The 13,006-nt window shown below is 43.8% G+C and carries 14 protein-coding genes; all 14 read right to left on the minus strand.

Annotated elements, in window-relative coordinates; translation table 11 throughout:
• Positions 1–114 precede the first annotated feature (114 nt).
• Positions 115–963, minus strand: coding sequence for a sce7725 family protein (locus IGJ44_RS08360; protein ID WP_086295391.1), 849 nt, complete (start codon positions 961–963; stop codon positions 115–117).
• Positions 964–978: 15 nt separating this feature from the next.
• Positions 979–1,647, minus strand: coding sequence for a hypothetical protein (locus IGJ44_RS08365; RefSeq protein WP_074535825.1), 669 nt, complete (start codon positions 1,645–1,647; stop codon positions 979–981).
• A gap of 87 nt (positions 1,648–1,734) precedes the next feature.
• Positions 1,735–2,373 carry a hypothetical protein gene (locus IGJ44_RS08370; protein ID WP_074535823.1) on the minus strand — a complete coding sequence of 213 codons (639 nt, stop codon included), beginning with the start codon at positions 2,371–2,373 and terminating at the stop codon, positions 1,735–1,737.
• Between the two features lie 137 nt (positions 2,374–2,510).
• Entirely contained in the window at positions 2,511–4,778 is a 2,268-nt protein-coding gene (locus IGJ44_RS08375) for an AAA family ATPase (RefSeq protein WP_074535821.1), read from the minus strand.
• Between the two features lie 18 nt (positions 4,779–4,796).
• Positions 4,797–5,276 carry a DUF6530 family protein gene (locus IGJ44_RS08380; RefSeq protein WP_005235941.1) on the minus strand — a complete coding sequence of 160 codons (480 nt, stop codon included), beginning with the start codon at positions 5,274–5,276 and terminating at the stop codon, positions 4,797–4,799.
• A gap of 188 nt (positions 5,277–5,464) precedes the next feature.
• Complete coding sequence (locus tag IGJ44_RS08385; RefSeq protein WP_086295395.1) at positions 5,465–5,722, minus strand: TfoX/Sxy family DNA transformation protein; 258 nt, start codon at positions 5,720–5,722, stop codon at positions 5,465–5,467.
• Positions 5,715–6,257 (minus strand): GNAT family N-acetyltransferase, encoded by a 543-nt coding sequence (locus IGJ44_RS08390; RefSeq protein WP_179190638.1) that lies wholly within the window; start codon positions 6,255–6,257, stop codon positions 5,715–5,717. The genes IGJ44_RS08385 and IGJ44_RS08390 overlap by 8 nt, the downstream gene beginning before the upstream one ends.
• 177 nt (positions 6,258–6,434) lie before the next feature.
• Positions 6,435–7,283: a DegV family protein gene (locus IGJ44_RS08395; protein ID WP_005235946.1), complete on the minus strand. Its 849-nt coding sequence runs from the start codon at positions 7,281–7,283 to the stop codon at positions 6,435–6,437.
• A 93-nt stretch (positions 7,284–7,376) separates the two neighbouring features.
• Positions 7,377–8,651 carry an LCP family protein gene (locus tag IGJ44_RS08400; RefSeq protein WP_430605625.1) on the minus strand — a complete coding sequence of 425 codons (1,275 nt, stop codon included), beginning with the start codon at positions 8,649–8,651 and terminating at the stop codon, positions 7,377–7,379.
• A gap of 116 nt (positions 8,652–8,767) precedes the next feature.
• Positions 8,768–9,238: a GNAT family N-acetyltransferase gene (locus IGJ44_RS08405; RefSeq protein WP_086295401.1), complete on the minus strand. Its 471-nt coding sequence runs from the start codon at positions 9,236–9,238 to the stop codon at positions 8,768–8,770.
• Positions 9,213–10,094: a prephenate dehydratase gene (pheA, locus tag IGJ44_RS08410; RefSeq protein WP_086295403.1), complete on the minus strand. Its 882-nt coding sequence runs from the start codon at positions 10,092–10,094 to the stop codon at positions 9,213–9,215. The genes IGJ44_RS08405 and pheA overlap by 26 nt, the downstream gene beginning before the upstream one ends.
• Position 10,095: 1 nt before the next feature.
• On the minus strand, positions 10,096–10,602 hold the full coding sequence (locus IGJ44_RS08415) for a shikimate kinase (protein WP_008379901.1): 507 nt from the start codon (positions 10,600–10,602) through the stop codon (positions 10,096–10,098).
• Positions 10,599–11,888, minus strand: coding sequence for a 3-phosphoshikimate 1-carboxyvinyltransferase (gene aroA / locus IGJ44_RS08420; protein WP_167827277.1), 1,290 nt, complete (start codon positions 11,886–11,888; stop codon positions 10,599–10,601). The genes IGJ44_RS08415 and aroA overlap by 4 nt, the downstream gene beginning before the upstream one ends.
• 9 nt (positions 11,889–11,897) lie before the next feature.
• Positions 11,898–12,980 carry a prephenate dehydrogenase gene (locus IGJ44_RS08425; protein ID WP_167827276.1) on the minus strand — a complete coding sequence of 361 codons (1,083 nt, stop codon included), beginning with the start codon at positions 12,978–12,980 and terminating at the stop codon, positions 11,898–11,900.
• Positions 12,981–13,006: the final 26 nt, after the last annotated feature.

Here is a 13,006-nt window from a genome sequence, read left to right on the forward strand (position 1 = left end):
CAACTCCTTTTCCCTGATTTTATCACTATCCTGAAAACAATGGGTGCAATCAAGGTGTTTTGTACAATAAATGGCAGTATTTTGTTAGAGCCTACAATCGTATGCGTATAGCGACTAAATAAGACGACTGACGAGTTCCAAGTGATTCATAACGGCAGCTTTCCGAATAACGCCCATACCAGGAAACGCCCCTTGCTGATAAGCAGCAACTAATAGCTGCAGCCCAGCTGTTTGCGTAGGATACTCTTCCTCATGCTGTAACAAAGCTTCCATGACTTCGAAAAACTTTTCTTTCTGACTTGGTAATTCTTCCTCAGAAAATAAGTGAACGATTCGCAAGTCTTGCTCTGCTGTCGGATAGATCCAATGCAAAACCAACCGTTTTGAGGGATAACTGTGCTCATAATAAATTTTGCTATCGACAGAAAAATCACTAAATCCCGCATAGCCCAATTTATGATAAAGATGATGGGTTTTTGAAAATCCTTCGTCTGGACATTCTGTATAAAAACTATTTTTAGGTAAACGGGTAAACGGATCTTCCATCAGTAGTTTCGGGCCGTTGATTTTATTTAACAAACGAAACTCTTTGCTTACCAGCACCGGCAGCGTATTTTCCCGCCAATCACTAGCGAGTGCTTGGTCCGCTTGATGGATGATCCAAAGATCAGGCTTTTCTTCCACTGTCTCAATGGGGCGATCTACGATCATTGCTTTAGGGGCAGCAACATTTTGCAACTCTGCTAACCCCTCTGCCGTCAGAAAAGCTCCCGCCTGTGGATTGCGAACCAGATAAAAAGGATGCTGCTTCCTTTGAAACAGGTCAATGGTCGTCCAAAACGTTTTTGATTGCTTGACTGGTTCAATGATCGGCTGGATCGCGTCTGACAAACAATCTTGTTCCAACAGTGCTTTCAACGCCAATAAATCAAATTGTTTTCCACGAATATACGGGAAGTACATCTTCTTCTCTCCTTCTTACTCGCCTGATAAAAAACGTTTTTCCAGCGCTTCATAGGCTGATCTCGTAGCGGCCAATTCTTCTTTCAAGGCTTCGATCGCTTGCAGCTGAGTATCTTCAATAAATCGATCATAGTAATTGACTCCACCACCGAACAAGTCATACTCAGGCTGACGTTTCTTCAGTTCTTGGTACAAACGTTCTGTTGAAAATACCCGCAATCCTCGAGCAGTCTGTTTTGCTTTGCCGACTTCTCGCGCTTGTGCCGAAATCAACCGAAACAATAAGGCATTTTCTGGAACCTGCAGCTCTTGCCGTTGGGGCTTCTTTTCGACACTGAAATACCCTTTGCTGCCCGATTCTTTTTCAAGAAATGCATGATAGACCAGAACACCAATTGTAGGTCCAATCTGATCTTTGACTTTCTCATACAATGCCTTGGGTAAGACAAAATAATTATAATTCCCAATAAAGGATAGTTTTGCTTTTGAGCGAAAATCTGCCAAACTAACTTTGAGTTCGTAGCAACGCCATTCAAACGTGTTTTCAGTCGTCAAGCGACAACTCAAAGTATCCACGATGCCGTGATCATCTGGCATGACTACCTCTTCTACCACAATATCACTGTTTTCCCGACAATAATAATAAAGTGCCTCTTCCATTTCTAAAGTTAAGGATGTCTTCACAAATTCACGACCTTTGTCTTGTTTCACCTATTATAAAACATATGTTCGCATTTTGGAAGAAGGAAATAAAAGCAGCCTATCATCCTCTCACCCATTCGGGCATCCGTTAACGAGAATCTCTTCAACCGTCTTCTTTGTACCGCGGAATCGTAACAAAAAAAGCAGCAAGAGCACACCAAGTTGAGCGATTAATAGACCTTTAAAGGGAAATTCAAAAGTAAAGCCTGCGGGAAGATGAAAGAAATGGAAAAAATCCTGCAGTGCTTTTTGACTAAGCCACAGACCGCTGACAAGCCCTATCAAACTAATAACAATGCTTTGAATGCCTACAAAGAAAAGCTCTTCAAAGGTGATTAACAACGGAGACTGTCCTAACAACAACCGAATACTCAGAGATTGCTGCTCCTCCCCCATCAAATGAAAACGATACATGTGATTGCAGTGCCATAAAAAGGCGGCGATCAAGCCTATAGTTAGAACGCCTAGTACGAAGCGTAGCAACTGCAAAAAGAAAAGCCAACTGGCATACGTGAGATCCATCTGATTCTCACTGCTATTTGTTTCATATTGTAGCCATTGATGAAAAAACACTAGCCAATGCTCTGCAAAGATGGCGATGATCAGTAGAAGAATCGCCAATACACCACTCATCAGCAAACTGCGCCTACGAAGTGCTGCGTGCCAGCCGAATTGGCAAGGATAGTAGAAGTACCGCCATTTGTTCATGATAACCCTCCTTTTGGCGTCTATTTTACAGAACTTTCCAAATTTAGACAAATATCATCTTGTTTACATAATATAATTATAATCAAAAAAAGAGTGCGGCATGCAGTCCACACTCTTTTCCCTTTAGCTATCGACGTTTACAAATACCTTGTCAGTAGCTGCAACAAACGCTGCGGAAATTCTGTTAGATTGGAAAGATCAATAAAGCGTTCTTCCCCATAAATCGCTTTGATCACCTCTTTGTCTTGCCCAATAGCAGCTGCAAGAAACAGCACCCCTTGTCGTTCATAGTCAGCGATCACCTGCTGAATATCTTCTTTGGCTTTTACCCCTGTATAATCAGGAAGAGCTTTTGGCTGGCCATCACTGATATTCAAGAGTAATTTAGTGGTTGCCGGCTGATGAGCGAGCTTTTCAGCTAGCACACGCAAGACAGCTCCATCACGGTTATTTTGCCGAGGCTTCATTGTCATGAGTTTCTCTGGCACAAATTCAAAGCCTTCATTAAATTCTTTGTATGCAAAAAGCGAGGTTTTTTCACGAGCGGTCACGTCCGCTGTGTCGCCATAGATCATCAATGGCAAAGATAAACGTTCGGCAAAAGCATTCACCGCTAAGACCGCCTGTTGGGCATACAATATCCGATCTTCTCGAATCATCGAACCTGATTCATCGATGCGCAAAGCAAGAGCTAAGGAAGGCTGTTCGTGAGGTGGATTCTTCTTGTCAAAGGTCCGGAAATCCTGATACGCAACCTTGCTGGCATCAAAGCGTGTACCACTGTACTTACCTTTACTGTATGCCGAAGCTTGTTCGTTTTCCAATACTTCTTGGGTTTGCTTGATCAATGACTCTACGATCGGCAGCAACGGCTGCAAACGCTGTTGGGCTTCAGTCGCTTTTTCTAAATCGACGGGTGGTCGATGAACGATCAGCCCTTCTTTGGCATGGATCGATTCTTTCAATGCTTGTCGTGCTGCCTTTGATGCCGTGGTTTTCTTTTCTTTCTCCTGGGCTTCATACGCTTCTATGGACAAAGAATGAGAAGCAGGAGCTGCCTCTTGTGTCTCACTCCCAGCTTTTGCTTGGCCATCATGACTATTGCGTTCTAGTTCTTCTGAAAACGTCGCCTCAGTTGCTGCGCTTTTCGCTTCTTGTTTGTCAGAATCACTGGTTTCCATCGTTTCCGCCTCAGTTTCTTGATTGACGGTCTCAAGGACTTGCTCATTTTTTAGGATGGGCGTGCCTTCTTCCACTACATTGCGTTGGTCAGCCTCTTCGCTGCTGATTCGGCGTCCTTTGATTTGTTCTTTAAAGGCATTTAGCGGTTGTCCAGAAAACAAAAGCCGCAATTGCGCCAATAATCCTGAAGCTTCTAACGCCTGTTGTAACAGAGAAAGCTCATTTGGATCGGTAGTGATTTTGTAGAGCACTTTGCTATCAATTGCTGTAAAGGGATCTTGTCCTTGTTTGACTGCATTTAACCAATAAAAATAAGAACGCATGCCCGCCACCCCTTTGATGGCGTTGGCTTTGGCGGTCACGTCTAGTAATCGTATGATTTCAGCCATTTTCTCTGCAGTCGTTTTGTCCGGATAATTGGTTTTGGCAATGCCTCGCTGCACCATGACTGCTAGCTCAGGTAAATCCATTTTTTCAGCGTGCTGCATCCGATCTCGCAAGGATTCGTTCAAGGGGCGGTTACCTTGGTAATTCCGATTCGTTGTGATGATCACCACACAGTCAGGGTGTCGTCGAACAAAGCCAGTCGGGATATTTAGCATCCCGTTTTGTTCAAGGGCCGAGTTTAGTGCCACTAGTACCGAAGCATCACGAATGACCGTTGGCTCTTGAATCTCAAGCAAGTAGCCTTTTTCCAGCGCCCGTACGATTTCGGAGGGATAAAATTTGTATTGAATCGTCGGTTGCTGATCACTGGTTTCAATCCGTTCGATCAGTTCCGCAAATTTCGCCCGTGCCCGCTCACGAGTCAAGGAAAAATGCCGCTGGATCAATGCCAAGACATCTTCAAAACAATCACTTTGATAAATCGCATCCAGCAAGTCCTTGTCCTCTTCTTGGTCGGTGTTGATCACTGGTAACAAAGCACCAAATACATCTGACTTATCCATATCCGCAAAGCAGGTGATTTTGGTGTAGGGCAGTTGCAAGTCGGCAGAAAGTGCCTTTGCCAACTGGGTCTTACCAGACCCAGCATCGCCTTCCAGCAACACATTGAAGATCTTCATCTCTGGATCCGCCCAATTCAACGCGATCTCTGAAGCAATTCGTAGTTCTTCAGCACTGGTCTGATGACTTTGTGGTTTTTTCCAAATCATGGTTTGTTCTAATTTGCTAAAAGCGCGTCCTTTCGTTACAACAAAAGACGGTTGATTTTGTGTCATGGCAATCTGCTCCTTTTCTTAATAACCTAGCTCATCTAAAAGCCGCTTTAGGATTTTGAAGCGTTCGCCGTATAGCTCGCCATCTTTTTGCAAGGAATCATAAAAAAGTAGAATGTCTTCATCGATCTTAGGATTTTCGGTGTCTACTTCAACGGTCATACGATTTCCTTGTAAGCCAATGATCTCGATCAACGGATTTTCAGGATCGTAAAACTTTTCATGGCGATAAGCCTCTTGAAAATACAAACTAGATTGCGCCACTAAGATTGCTAGATCTAAGATTCTAGTGAGCGGTAGTTCTTCTGACTGACGAGACCATTTTTCACCTGTGTGGCGCCAAACCTTGCCTGAGATATCGACTTTTCCCCGGTCGTTCCATTGTGCCAATCCGAGGGAAAGACCTTTTGCATCCGTATGTAACGCATTTTTTCCGTCAACAGTATCATAGTCTTCCACTTTAATGACGGGCTTATGTTTCAAGTTTTCTGGTATTTTCATTGTTCTCACTCCTTGTTTAGTAAATTACTAATTTACTAGATAGAGTAAGTATAATGAGGAAGCTGGTTTGGAACAAGCAAAAGGTCTTTTCTAGTAGCTAGGGACAGATGTCTATAGAAAAAGCACTTGATAAGAAGCATCTAAAAACAAACGCTCTTAAAAAGTGCTTTTTATGACGCATTACTTCACTAACTCAATTGATTGAAAAAATGGCGCAACGCTTGTTTTCTCTGATGTGTAAGCTGCGCTTTAGGAATGCCTTGGATCGCCCCTTCAATGCCGTAGAGCATATGCAAGCAAGCGCCCGCATCGCATTGTTGGCGGATAGCTAGAAAAACCTCTTCGACCGTTTTTGTGCGTAGTTGTTCAGGAGTATTGATGCCGATACGTACCAGGTGATCCGCTAAAACCTGACCTACATTTGGTAACTTTTGCAGTTCATTCATAGGTTTCTCCTTTTTGATTGTTGTCATCCTGCCCGTCTTCCTCTTGACGAACCAATGCATAGAGCTTCATATCGAACAGCTGCTGGTTTTTCTCCGCATGCTTTCGCAAGACGCCTTCTAACGTAAAACCTGCCTTTTCCAACACACGACAAGAGGAATGATTCTTCGCAAAAGATTCTGCAGACATACGAACAATAGTTGATGTAGTAAATACATAGTCACATAGTTGCTGAACAGCTTGGGTCATCAAGCCTTTTCCCCAATACTCTTGTGCAATAGAGTAGCCAATCTCAGCCGTTCTATAATGGATATTTTCTTTGCGAACAGCACGGATACTGCCGACTGCTCGGTCATCCACAGTGATCGCAAAGGCAAATTCTGCTTCCTCCACAGATCGAATATAGGCTTGTGCATCTGCGACCGTATAGGGGAATGGCAACCCATCTCGTAAATAATCGTGGATGTTTTGATTATTTAACGCATGGGCTAAATCTTGCGCATCGCTCATTTGCCACCTTCTTAAGGAACACTTCATAGCAATTCCTCCTTTGTCAGTCCTTCATTTTGATCCTATTGTACGAGTTTGCGTGTTTTTTTACAAGCGAATCTCAAAAAAGCAGAAAAAAGAACCAGCTAGACAAACGTCTAACTGGTTCTTACATACAATGTCTTGAAAAGATAAAGGCGTGAATGAACATAGAAAAAATAATAATTATTGCGCTGAAATAGCGATCCCAATGGCTTTTTCTCCTAAATGCGTGCCGATAACTGGTCCGAAGTGACCAATCTCAATTTCTGCATTTGGGTATTTCGCTTGTAGCTTCGCTTTTTCTTCTTTCGCTACTTCTAAATTATTGGCGTGGATTACATAAAATTTAACAGGCAATGCGATTTCTTGCTCCCGTTGACCAATGATATCTTCTGCGCGATTGAATGCTTTTTTACTGGAACGAATGCGCTCGTAAAGCACAATTTTTCCTTGATCAAAGGTCAAGATCGGTTTGATTTTTAATAATCCGCCAATCAAGGCTGCCCCATTGGTTAAGCGACCGCCGCGAACCAAGTTATTCAAGTCGTCCACGATTAGATAGGCATAGGTATTGTCTCTGATAGTGTCCAGATGGGAAATGATCTCTTCTACGGTTTTGCCTTGACTTGATAGATCAAGAGCGGTTTCTACCATGTGACCCATCGGCATACTTGTGATTTTCGAATCGTAAGGAATGATTTGAACGCCTTCGATTTCATCGGTGATTCCATAAAGCGTTCCGATAAATCCAGAGATCCCGCTTGATAAGTGGATACTAATGATCGTGTCGTAACCGCGATCTTTCAATGACTCATATAAGGCTAACACTTCCCCTAATACCGGTTGAGAAGTGGTTGGGAATTCTTTGCTGTTTTTCAGCAAAGCGTAATACTCATCAGCTTCAATGTCGATACCTTCATTGTAGACTTTTCCATCTAAAATAACAGGAATCGGTATGATAAACAAATCTTCATGGTTTTTGATCCGTTCCGGCAGATAAGCTGTACTGTCAGTAACAACGGCTAATTTCATTCTTTTTCCTCGTTTCAACAAATTTCAAACGTCATTAATAATATAGCATAAATTTACTTACTTTCAAATGGTTTTCAGAACTTTTCATTCTGCTTACTCATTAAGAAAATTCCTGATCGCTTGTTGATTGGTTTCAAGATTGACGACTAACACACTTCCGGCACTCACACTTGAACCGTATTGCCAAGAGTCAGCGACTGGGACAGTCAAGCTGTCGACTCCTCCCGCCCCTCGAGCAATCGAGAAGGTATTTTTTAATAGGAAAGACATTGGCAGGTTGGTGGAAGCATAGCCTAAGACTTTTCCAGCTGCATAAGGCAATTTTAAAATAGCTAAAGGATTTTTCATTTCGCTAAAGATCGCATCCATTACTTGCTGCTGTCGTCTTACACGACCGAAGTCACCTTCTTCGTCCATCCGAAAGCGTGCGTATTGCAACAGCTCAAGCCCATTCATTTGTTGTTGCCCTTGCTTGATGGCAACTTCAAGATTTTTACTCATATCTTTTTCCGCGTTGATAGCAACGCCTGAGGGAAACAATGTGTCGATCACTTTTTCAAAGGAACGAAAGTCAACTTTTGCATAATAGTTGGTTTCTAGCCCGAAGTTCTCCGCTAACGTTTGTCTAACCAAATCAGCACCACCAAAGGCATAAGCCGCATTGATCTTGTTTTCGCCATAACCGGGAATCGTAACTAAAGTATCCCGCATAAAGGAAAGTAGCTTCGGTTGCTTACTGGGACCATCTAATTGCAAAACCATAATAGTGTCTGCTCGTCCAGCTTCTCCTTCACGACTATCACTACCAATGAGCAATATATTCCGAGCACCATTTGCAGCGGCCGTACCATTAAAGGACTCTTCATCAGTCGTAGCAAAAGCAGCGTCACTTCTTGCGACTTGCTGACCGACAAGAAACGCAATCAATGAATAGGCAAAAAGCACCAATAGTACCCGAACCACAATACGCAGAACTGGGTGCTTCCGCTTTTTCTTTTGTTTGGGTTGCTTGGTCTTCTTAAGCTTTGACGGTTTTTGTTTGCTTTGTTCCTGGCTTTGATGCATCGCAGGCCTCTGAGCAGATAGCGGAGGGATCGCGCTTTTTCGTCCCTCAGATTTTATTGCTCCTACTTGTGACTGTTCTCGAGAACTTTGAGCCGCACGAGAGTCGCTTGCCCTAGGATGCTCGGTGTTTTGATAAGGAATGTCTCCTACTCGCTCATCAGCAGAAGAAGTAGAATCACTCGGTCTGACGCGCTGGTTTCTTCTTTTGGCTTCTCGACGGGCAAAGATACTTTCTTTGGCTGCCTGACTGGATTCCTTTTCTAGCCGTTCATGCAGTTTTTTATTTTTTTCCATCCTGCTCATTGCTTCTGATCCTCCAACTAAAAAATAGCTCTCTGTCTATAAGGATACCCTAGACCTTATAGAAAGAAAGCTATTTTCTGAAATTTTAACCTTTTTCTAGGAAATTTCTTCATATTTTACCTTAGATGCTTTGATGCACCTTGTCGTAAGCTCACAAATCCTGCTTGCTCATAAAATGATTTCACTTGGTTTGCCGACCAAAAGTTTAGTGAGAGATCATCGAAGCCTTTTTCCAGCGCAACATTTTCAGCAAATACCAACAATTGTTTTCCAATATGCATCCCTTGGTACCGAGGGTCAACAGCGATCGCTGCAATTTCCAGCCACTTTCGTTCATGCATCATCGCATTTTGTGGCAAACAGACCTCTTGAAGATGCACAAAGCCACAAGGCTGGTCCGCCAACCAAGCGATAAAAAAGTGGTGGCTTGGCTCTTGCAGCTGCTGTGTGATTGCTTGTTCAAATCTTGACTGATCAAAGGGCTTAAAAATCGTTGGGTACCATTGATGGTGCTGTGTTTGGATCTCTTTATGAAACGTTGCTAAAAGGGTTTCATCATGGCTAAATTTTATTTTGACTTGAGTCATTTTTTGTCACTTCCTCAACAACATTTACGGAATACACGCCGAGAAGATGGACTTGACCACCCAACAACTGAATCTCTTCAAAGGCATTTACAATCAGTTGCCACGGCTTGTCCATCACCAGATCGATCACGAAAAAGTATTCCCCTAAGGTGGTTTTTGAAGGCCGCGATTCAATTTTGCTTAAATCAATTTCTCGCCAGCCAAAGGTTGCTAAGATTTTGTGCAAGATCCCCGGTCGATTTGCTGGGAGCGTCACAAAAATCGTTGCTTTCTCAGCAGTCTGCTCTGGTAATTGGGTGTTTGCTGCTTTCTTCGTCAAAACCCAAAAACGGGTTTGATTAAAGGCAACATCTTGAATATTGGTTTTTTTGATCGTTAATTGATAGGCCAATGCCGCTTCTTTGGAAGCAATCGCCGCAACTGCTTCTTCTGGATGTTTTGCTACGTAGGCTGCTGCAGTCGTTGTGGAAGCAACCGCCTCAACAGTAGCTCCAGCAAATCGGGCTTCGATGAAGTCGGCACATTGCGCTAAGGCTTGCGGATGAGAAATTATCTTAGTGATGGGACGGTTGTCTTTTGCTGATTGCTGAGAAACTAACAATTGATGATTGATCGGTAAAATAACTTCCTGTTCGATGCTCAACTGATTTTGACGAAAGAGCGTATCAATCGTGGCATGAACAGATCCTTCTAATGAGTTCTCGTTCGGAACGACCGCGCGATCGATCACGCCGTTAGCTAGCGCTTGAATACAAAGCGGAATCGATCCATAGGGGATACAGGTATTTTCCGGATAAGCTTCTTGCGCAGCTAAATGCGTAAAGGAACTTTTCGGTCCTAAATAACCAATCTTCATTTTATGCACCCGCTTTGATCAAAATTTCCTGTACGATTTCTTCTGGTGCTTTGTTCGTCGTTTCAACGATCAATGAAGCAGTTTCTTCATAAAGAGGGATCCGAGGACGGTAAACAGCCAATATTTCTTCTGGTGATTTTGAGACGACTAAGGGACGAATGCTGCCATTATCCGCCTTTAAGCGATGAATCAGCTCCTCGGGATCTGTTTTTAAATACACGACGAGCGGCATCTCTTTTAAAAGTTGACGATTTTCTTCTTTTAATACGATGCCCCCACCAGTGGAAATAATTTGTTCCTTTGCCAAAGTTTTAGCTAAAATATCCGTTTCGATTTTGCGAAAGGCTTCCTCACCGTGTTGGTCGAAAAATTCTTGAATGGTCATGCCGATCTCAGCAACGATCAAGTCATCAAAATCCACATGAGACTGTTTCGTTTCTTCAGCCAAAAGACGACCAATCGTGGTTTTTCCAGCACCCATAAATCCAATTAATATCACTTTTTTCACTCGCTGTTTCCTCCTTTAGCCAAACGTGCGACATCCTCAAAAAAATCAGGATAAGAAACTGCTACGGCTTCGGCTTTTTCTAATTCTACCTCTTCATCTGTCAATAAGGCGGCAATTTGCAGCATCATGCCGATGCGATGGTCCCCCCGACTTGACACACGTCCGCCATGCAAAGGGGTTGGACCGTTGATGATCAACCCGTCCTCGGTGGGAGTGATGTCCGCCCCAAGTTTTGTCAACTCTTCGGCAGTTGCATCAATTCGGTTGGTTTCTTTTACTTTCAGTTCTTCCGCATCTTTGATCACCGTTTTGCCATGAGCCTGCGTGGCTAACAACGCAATGATCGGCAATTCATCGATCAAGCGTGGGATAATATCGCCAGCGATGGTTACTGCCTGCAAGGTAGAACTTCGAACGGTAAGGTCAGCTGATTGATTCTGATCGTCTTGATTGGAACAAGCAATCGAAGCACCCATCTCCTCTAGCACGTCAAGAATTCCTGTACGAGTGGGGTTGATCCCGACATTTTTTAAAACGATCTCACTTTCTGGCATAATCGCGCCGGCTGTTAGGAAAAAAGCAGCGGAGGAAATATCACCAGGAACAACTACTTCTTGTCCTTGGAGTGTTTGAGGTCCCGTCACAGTGATCGTTTTGCCTTGTGTTGTGATGACGCCACCGAATTGACGGATCATTTCTTCAGTATGGTTACGGCTCGCCTCTTTTTCAATAATCGTCGAGGTACCTTGTGCTTGCAATGCCGCAAAAATCAGCGCCGATTTTACTTGGGCACTTGCTACGGGCATCTGATAATTGATGGGCTGTAAAGAAGCAGTACCATTAACGGTGATCGGTGGGAACTCCGTCTGCTCATGCCCTCTCACATTGGCACCCATTTCTCTTAATGGCAGCATCACGCGATTCATTGGTCGTCTATTCAATGAGTCATCACCGAATAAGGTAGTTGTAAATGGCTGTCCAGCCAAAATCCCCATCATTAGACGAATCGTTGTACCAGAATTACCGATATCGATTGGTTCGTGGGCAGGCTTAAGGCCATTGAAGCCCTGTCCTTCAATCGTGATCGTCTGACCGTCATCATGGATCGGAACCCCTAATGATTGAAATGCATGAAGGGTGCTATAGCAGTCTTCTCCACGTAAGAAATTTCGGACAGTCGTTGTTCCTTCAGCTAACGCCCCGAACATGATACTGCGATGCGAGATCGATTTGTCAGCAGGGACCGCTATCGTCCCTTTTAAATGTGTTGCTTTTTTTAGTTTCATCCCAGCCTCCTATTTTTTTCGACACGAATAGGTCGTCTTGTTTTGGATCAGCTGCTCTGCTTGCAGCAAATCATTTTGCGTTTTAAATGAAATCTGTAAAACACCAATGATGTCTTCTCGAGTTTCAAGAATTTTTAAGTTGATCAAAGAGAGCTGATGTTCGCTCAATAGCCCCGTCACTTCAGCGACAACACCAGGATGATCCGGTACATCGATGAATAGATCATAAAATGCCGGGATCGCGCCATTTTGATGAACCGGCAATTGATCCCGTGTTTCCTTCGCGGATTCAAAGAACCGAAAGATCGCCCGTTCGTCTTTTTCTTGCAACCAGTGAGCCATGGTCGTCATTTGTTTTTGCCACTCATCGATCAGCTGCAGCAGTTCCTGTCGATTACTCAATAAGATATCGGTCCACATGCGAGGATCTGAAGAAGCGATGCGAGTGATATCGCGAAAACCGCCTGCTGCAAGTTGTTGCGCTCTGGGGTGGGCTTGGTTGAAAGCGTCTGCCTGATTGACTAATCCAGAAGCAATAATATGGGGCAAATGGCTCAACATCCCTGTGATTTGATCATGCTCTTTTGGCGCAAGCGCCACATATTTGGCTCTAGTGCCGCGAAAAAGCTCTTGCAGCTCTTCCATCCGCTGACTTTTCGTCGGTGTGAAGATATAGTAAGCATTCTCGAAAAGGTTCTCATCGGCTGCTGTGATCCCTGATTTATGAGAGCCAGCCATCGGATGGCCCCCAATAAAATCAAAGGAAAAGGACTCGGCGAATTGGGTGATTTCCGCTTTGGTACTGCCGGTGTCTGTTACTAGCACCGAAGGCTTTAATGAAAGTGTCCCCAGTTCGGCAAGATATTTTTTGGTGATCTCTACCGGCAATGCCAACAAAATCACGTCGGCACGGACAGCACCTTCTGAAAATAAAGGGGGCACTTCGTCTACTAAACTTGTCGCTAATGCGATCTCATTGGTTTCCTGACAATCCCAGCCCATCAAATGCACTTGCGGATGTGCCTTTTTGATACATTTTGCTAAGGAAGCGCCGATCAATCCTAGACCGGCGACAAAGATATTTTGGTTCATGAAAAGAATCCTCATTTCTACTGGAA

Origin of the sequence: Enterococcus sp. DIV1368d (assembly GCF_050542975.1) — a bacterium.
In the GTDB taxonomy this organism is placed as follows: Bacteria; Bacillota; Bacilli; order Lactobacillales; family Enterococcaceae; genus Enterococcus_D; species Enterococcus_D casseliflavus.

Bases quoted from the DNA above. Each gene is read 5' to 3' on its own strand.
- IGJ44_RS08360 (WP_086295391.1), bottom strand. From the start codon at position 963: ATGTACTTCCCGTATATTCGTGGAAAACAATTTGATTTATTGGCGTTG.
- IGJ44_RS08370 (WP_074535823.1), bottom strand. From the start codon at position 2,373: ATGAACAAATGGCGGTACTTCTACTATCCTTGCCAATTCGGCTGGCAC.
- IGJ44_RS08375 (WP_074535821.1), bottom strand. From the start codon at position 4,778: ATGACACAAAATCAACCGTCTTTTGTTGTAACGAAAGGACGCGCTTTT.
- IGJ44_RS08380 (WP_005235941.1), bottom strand. From the start codon at position 5,276: ATGAAAATACCAGAAAACTTGAAACATAAGCCCGTCATTAAAGTGGAA.
- IGJ44_RS08385 (WP_086295395.1), bottom strand. From the start codon at position 5,722: ATGAATGAACTGCAAAAGTTACCAAATGTAGGTCAGGTTTTAGCGGAT.
- IGJ44_RS08390 (WP_179190638.1), bottom strand. From the start codon at position 6,257: ATGAAGTGTTCCTTAAGAAGGTGGCAAATGAGCGATGCGCAAGATTTA.
- IGJ44_RS08395 (WP_005235946.1), bottom strand. From the start codon at position 7,283: ATGAAATTAGCCGTTGTTACTGACAGTACAGCTTATCTGCCGGAACGG.
- IGJ44_RS08400 (WP_430605625.1), bottom strand. From the start codon at position 8,651: ATGAGCAGGATGGAAAAAAATAAAAAACTGCATGAACGGCTAGAAAAG.
- IGJ44_RS08405 (WP_086295401.1), bottom strand. From the start codon at position 9,238: ATGACTCAAGTCAAAATAAAATTTAGCCATGATGAAACCCTTTTAGCA.
- pheA (WP_086295403.1), bottom strand. From the start codon at position 10,094: ATGAAGATTGGTTATTTAGGACCGAAAAGTTCCTTTACGCATTTAGCT.
- aroA (WP_167827277.1), bottom strand. From the start codon at position 11,888: ATGAAACTAAAAAAAGCAACACATTTAAAAGGGACGATAGCGGTCCCT.
- IGJ44_RS08425 (WP_167827276.1), bottom strand. From the start codon at position 12,980: ATGAACCAAAATATCTTTGTCGCCGGTCTAGGATTGATCGGCGCTTCC.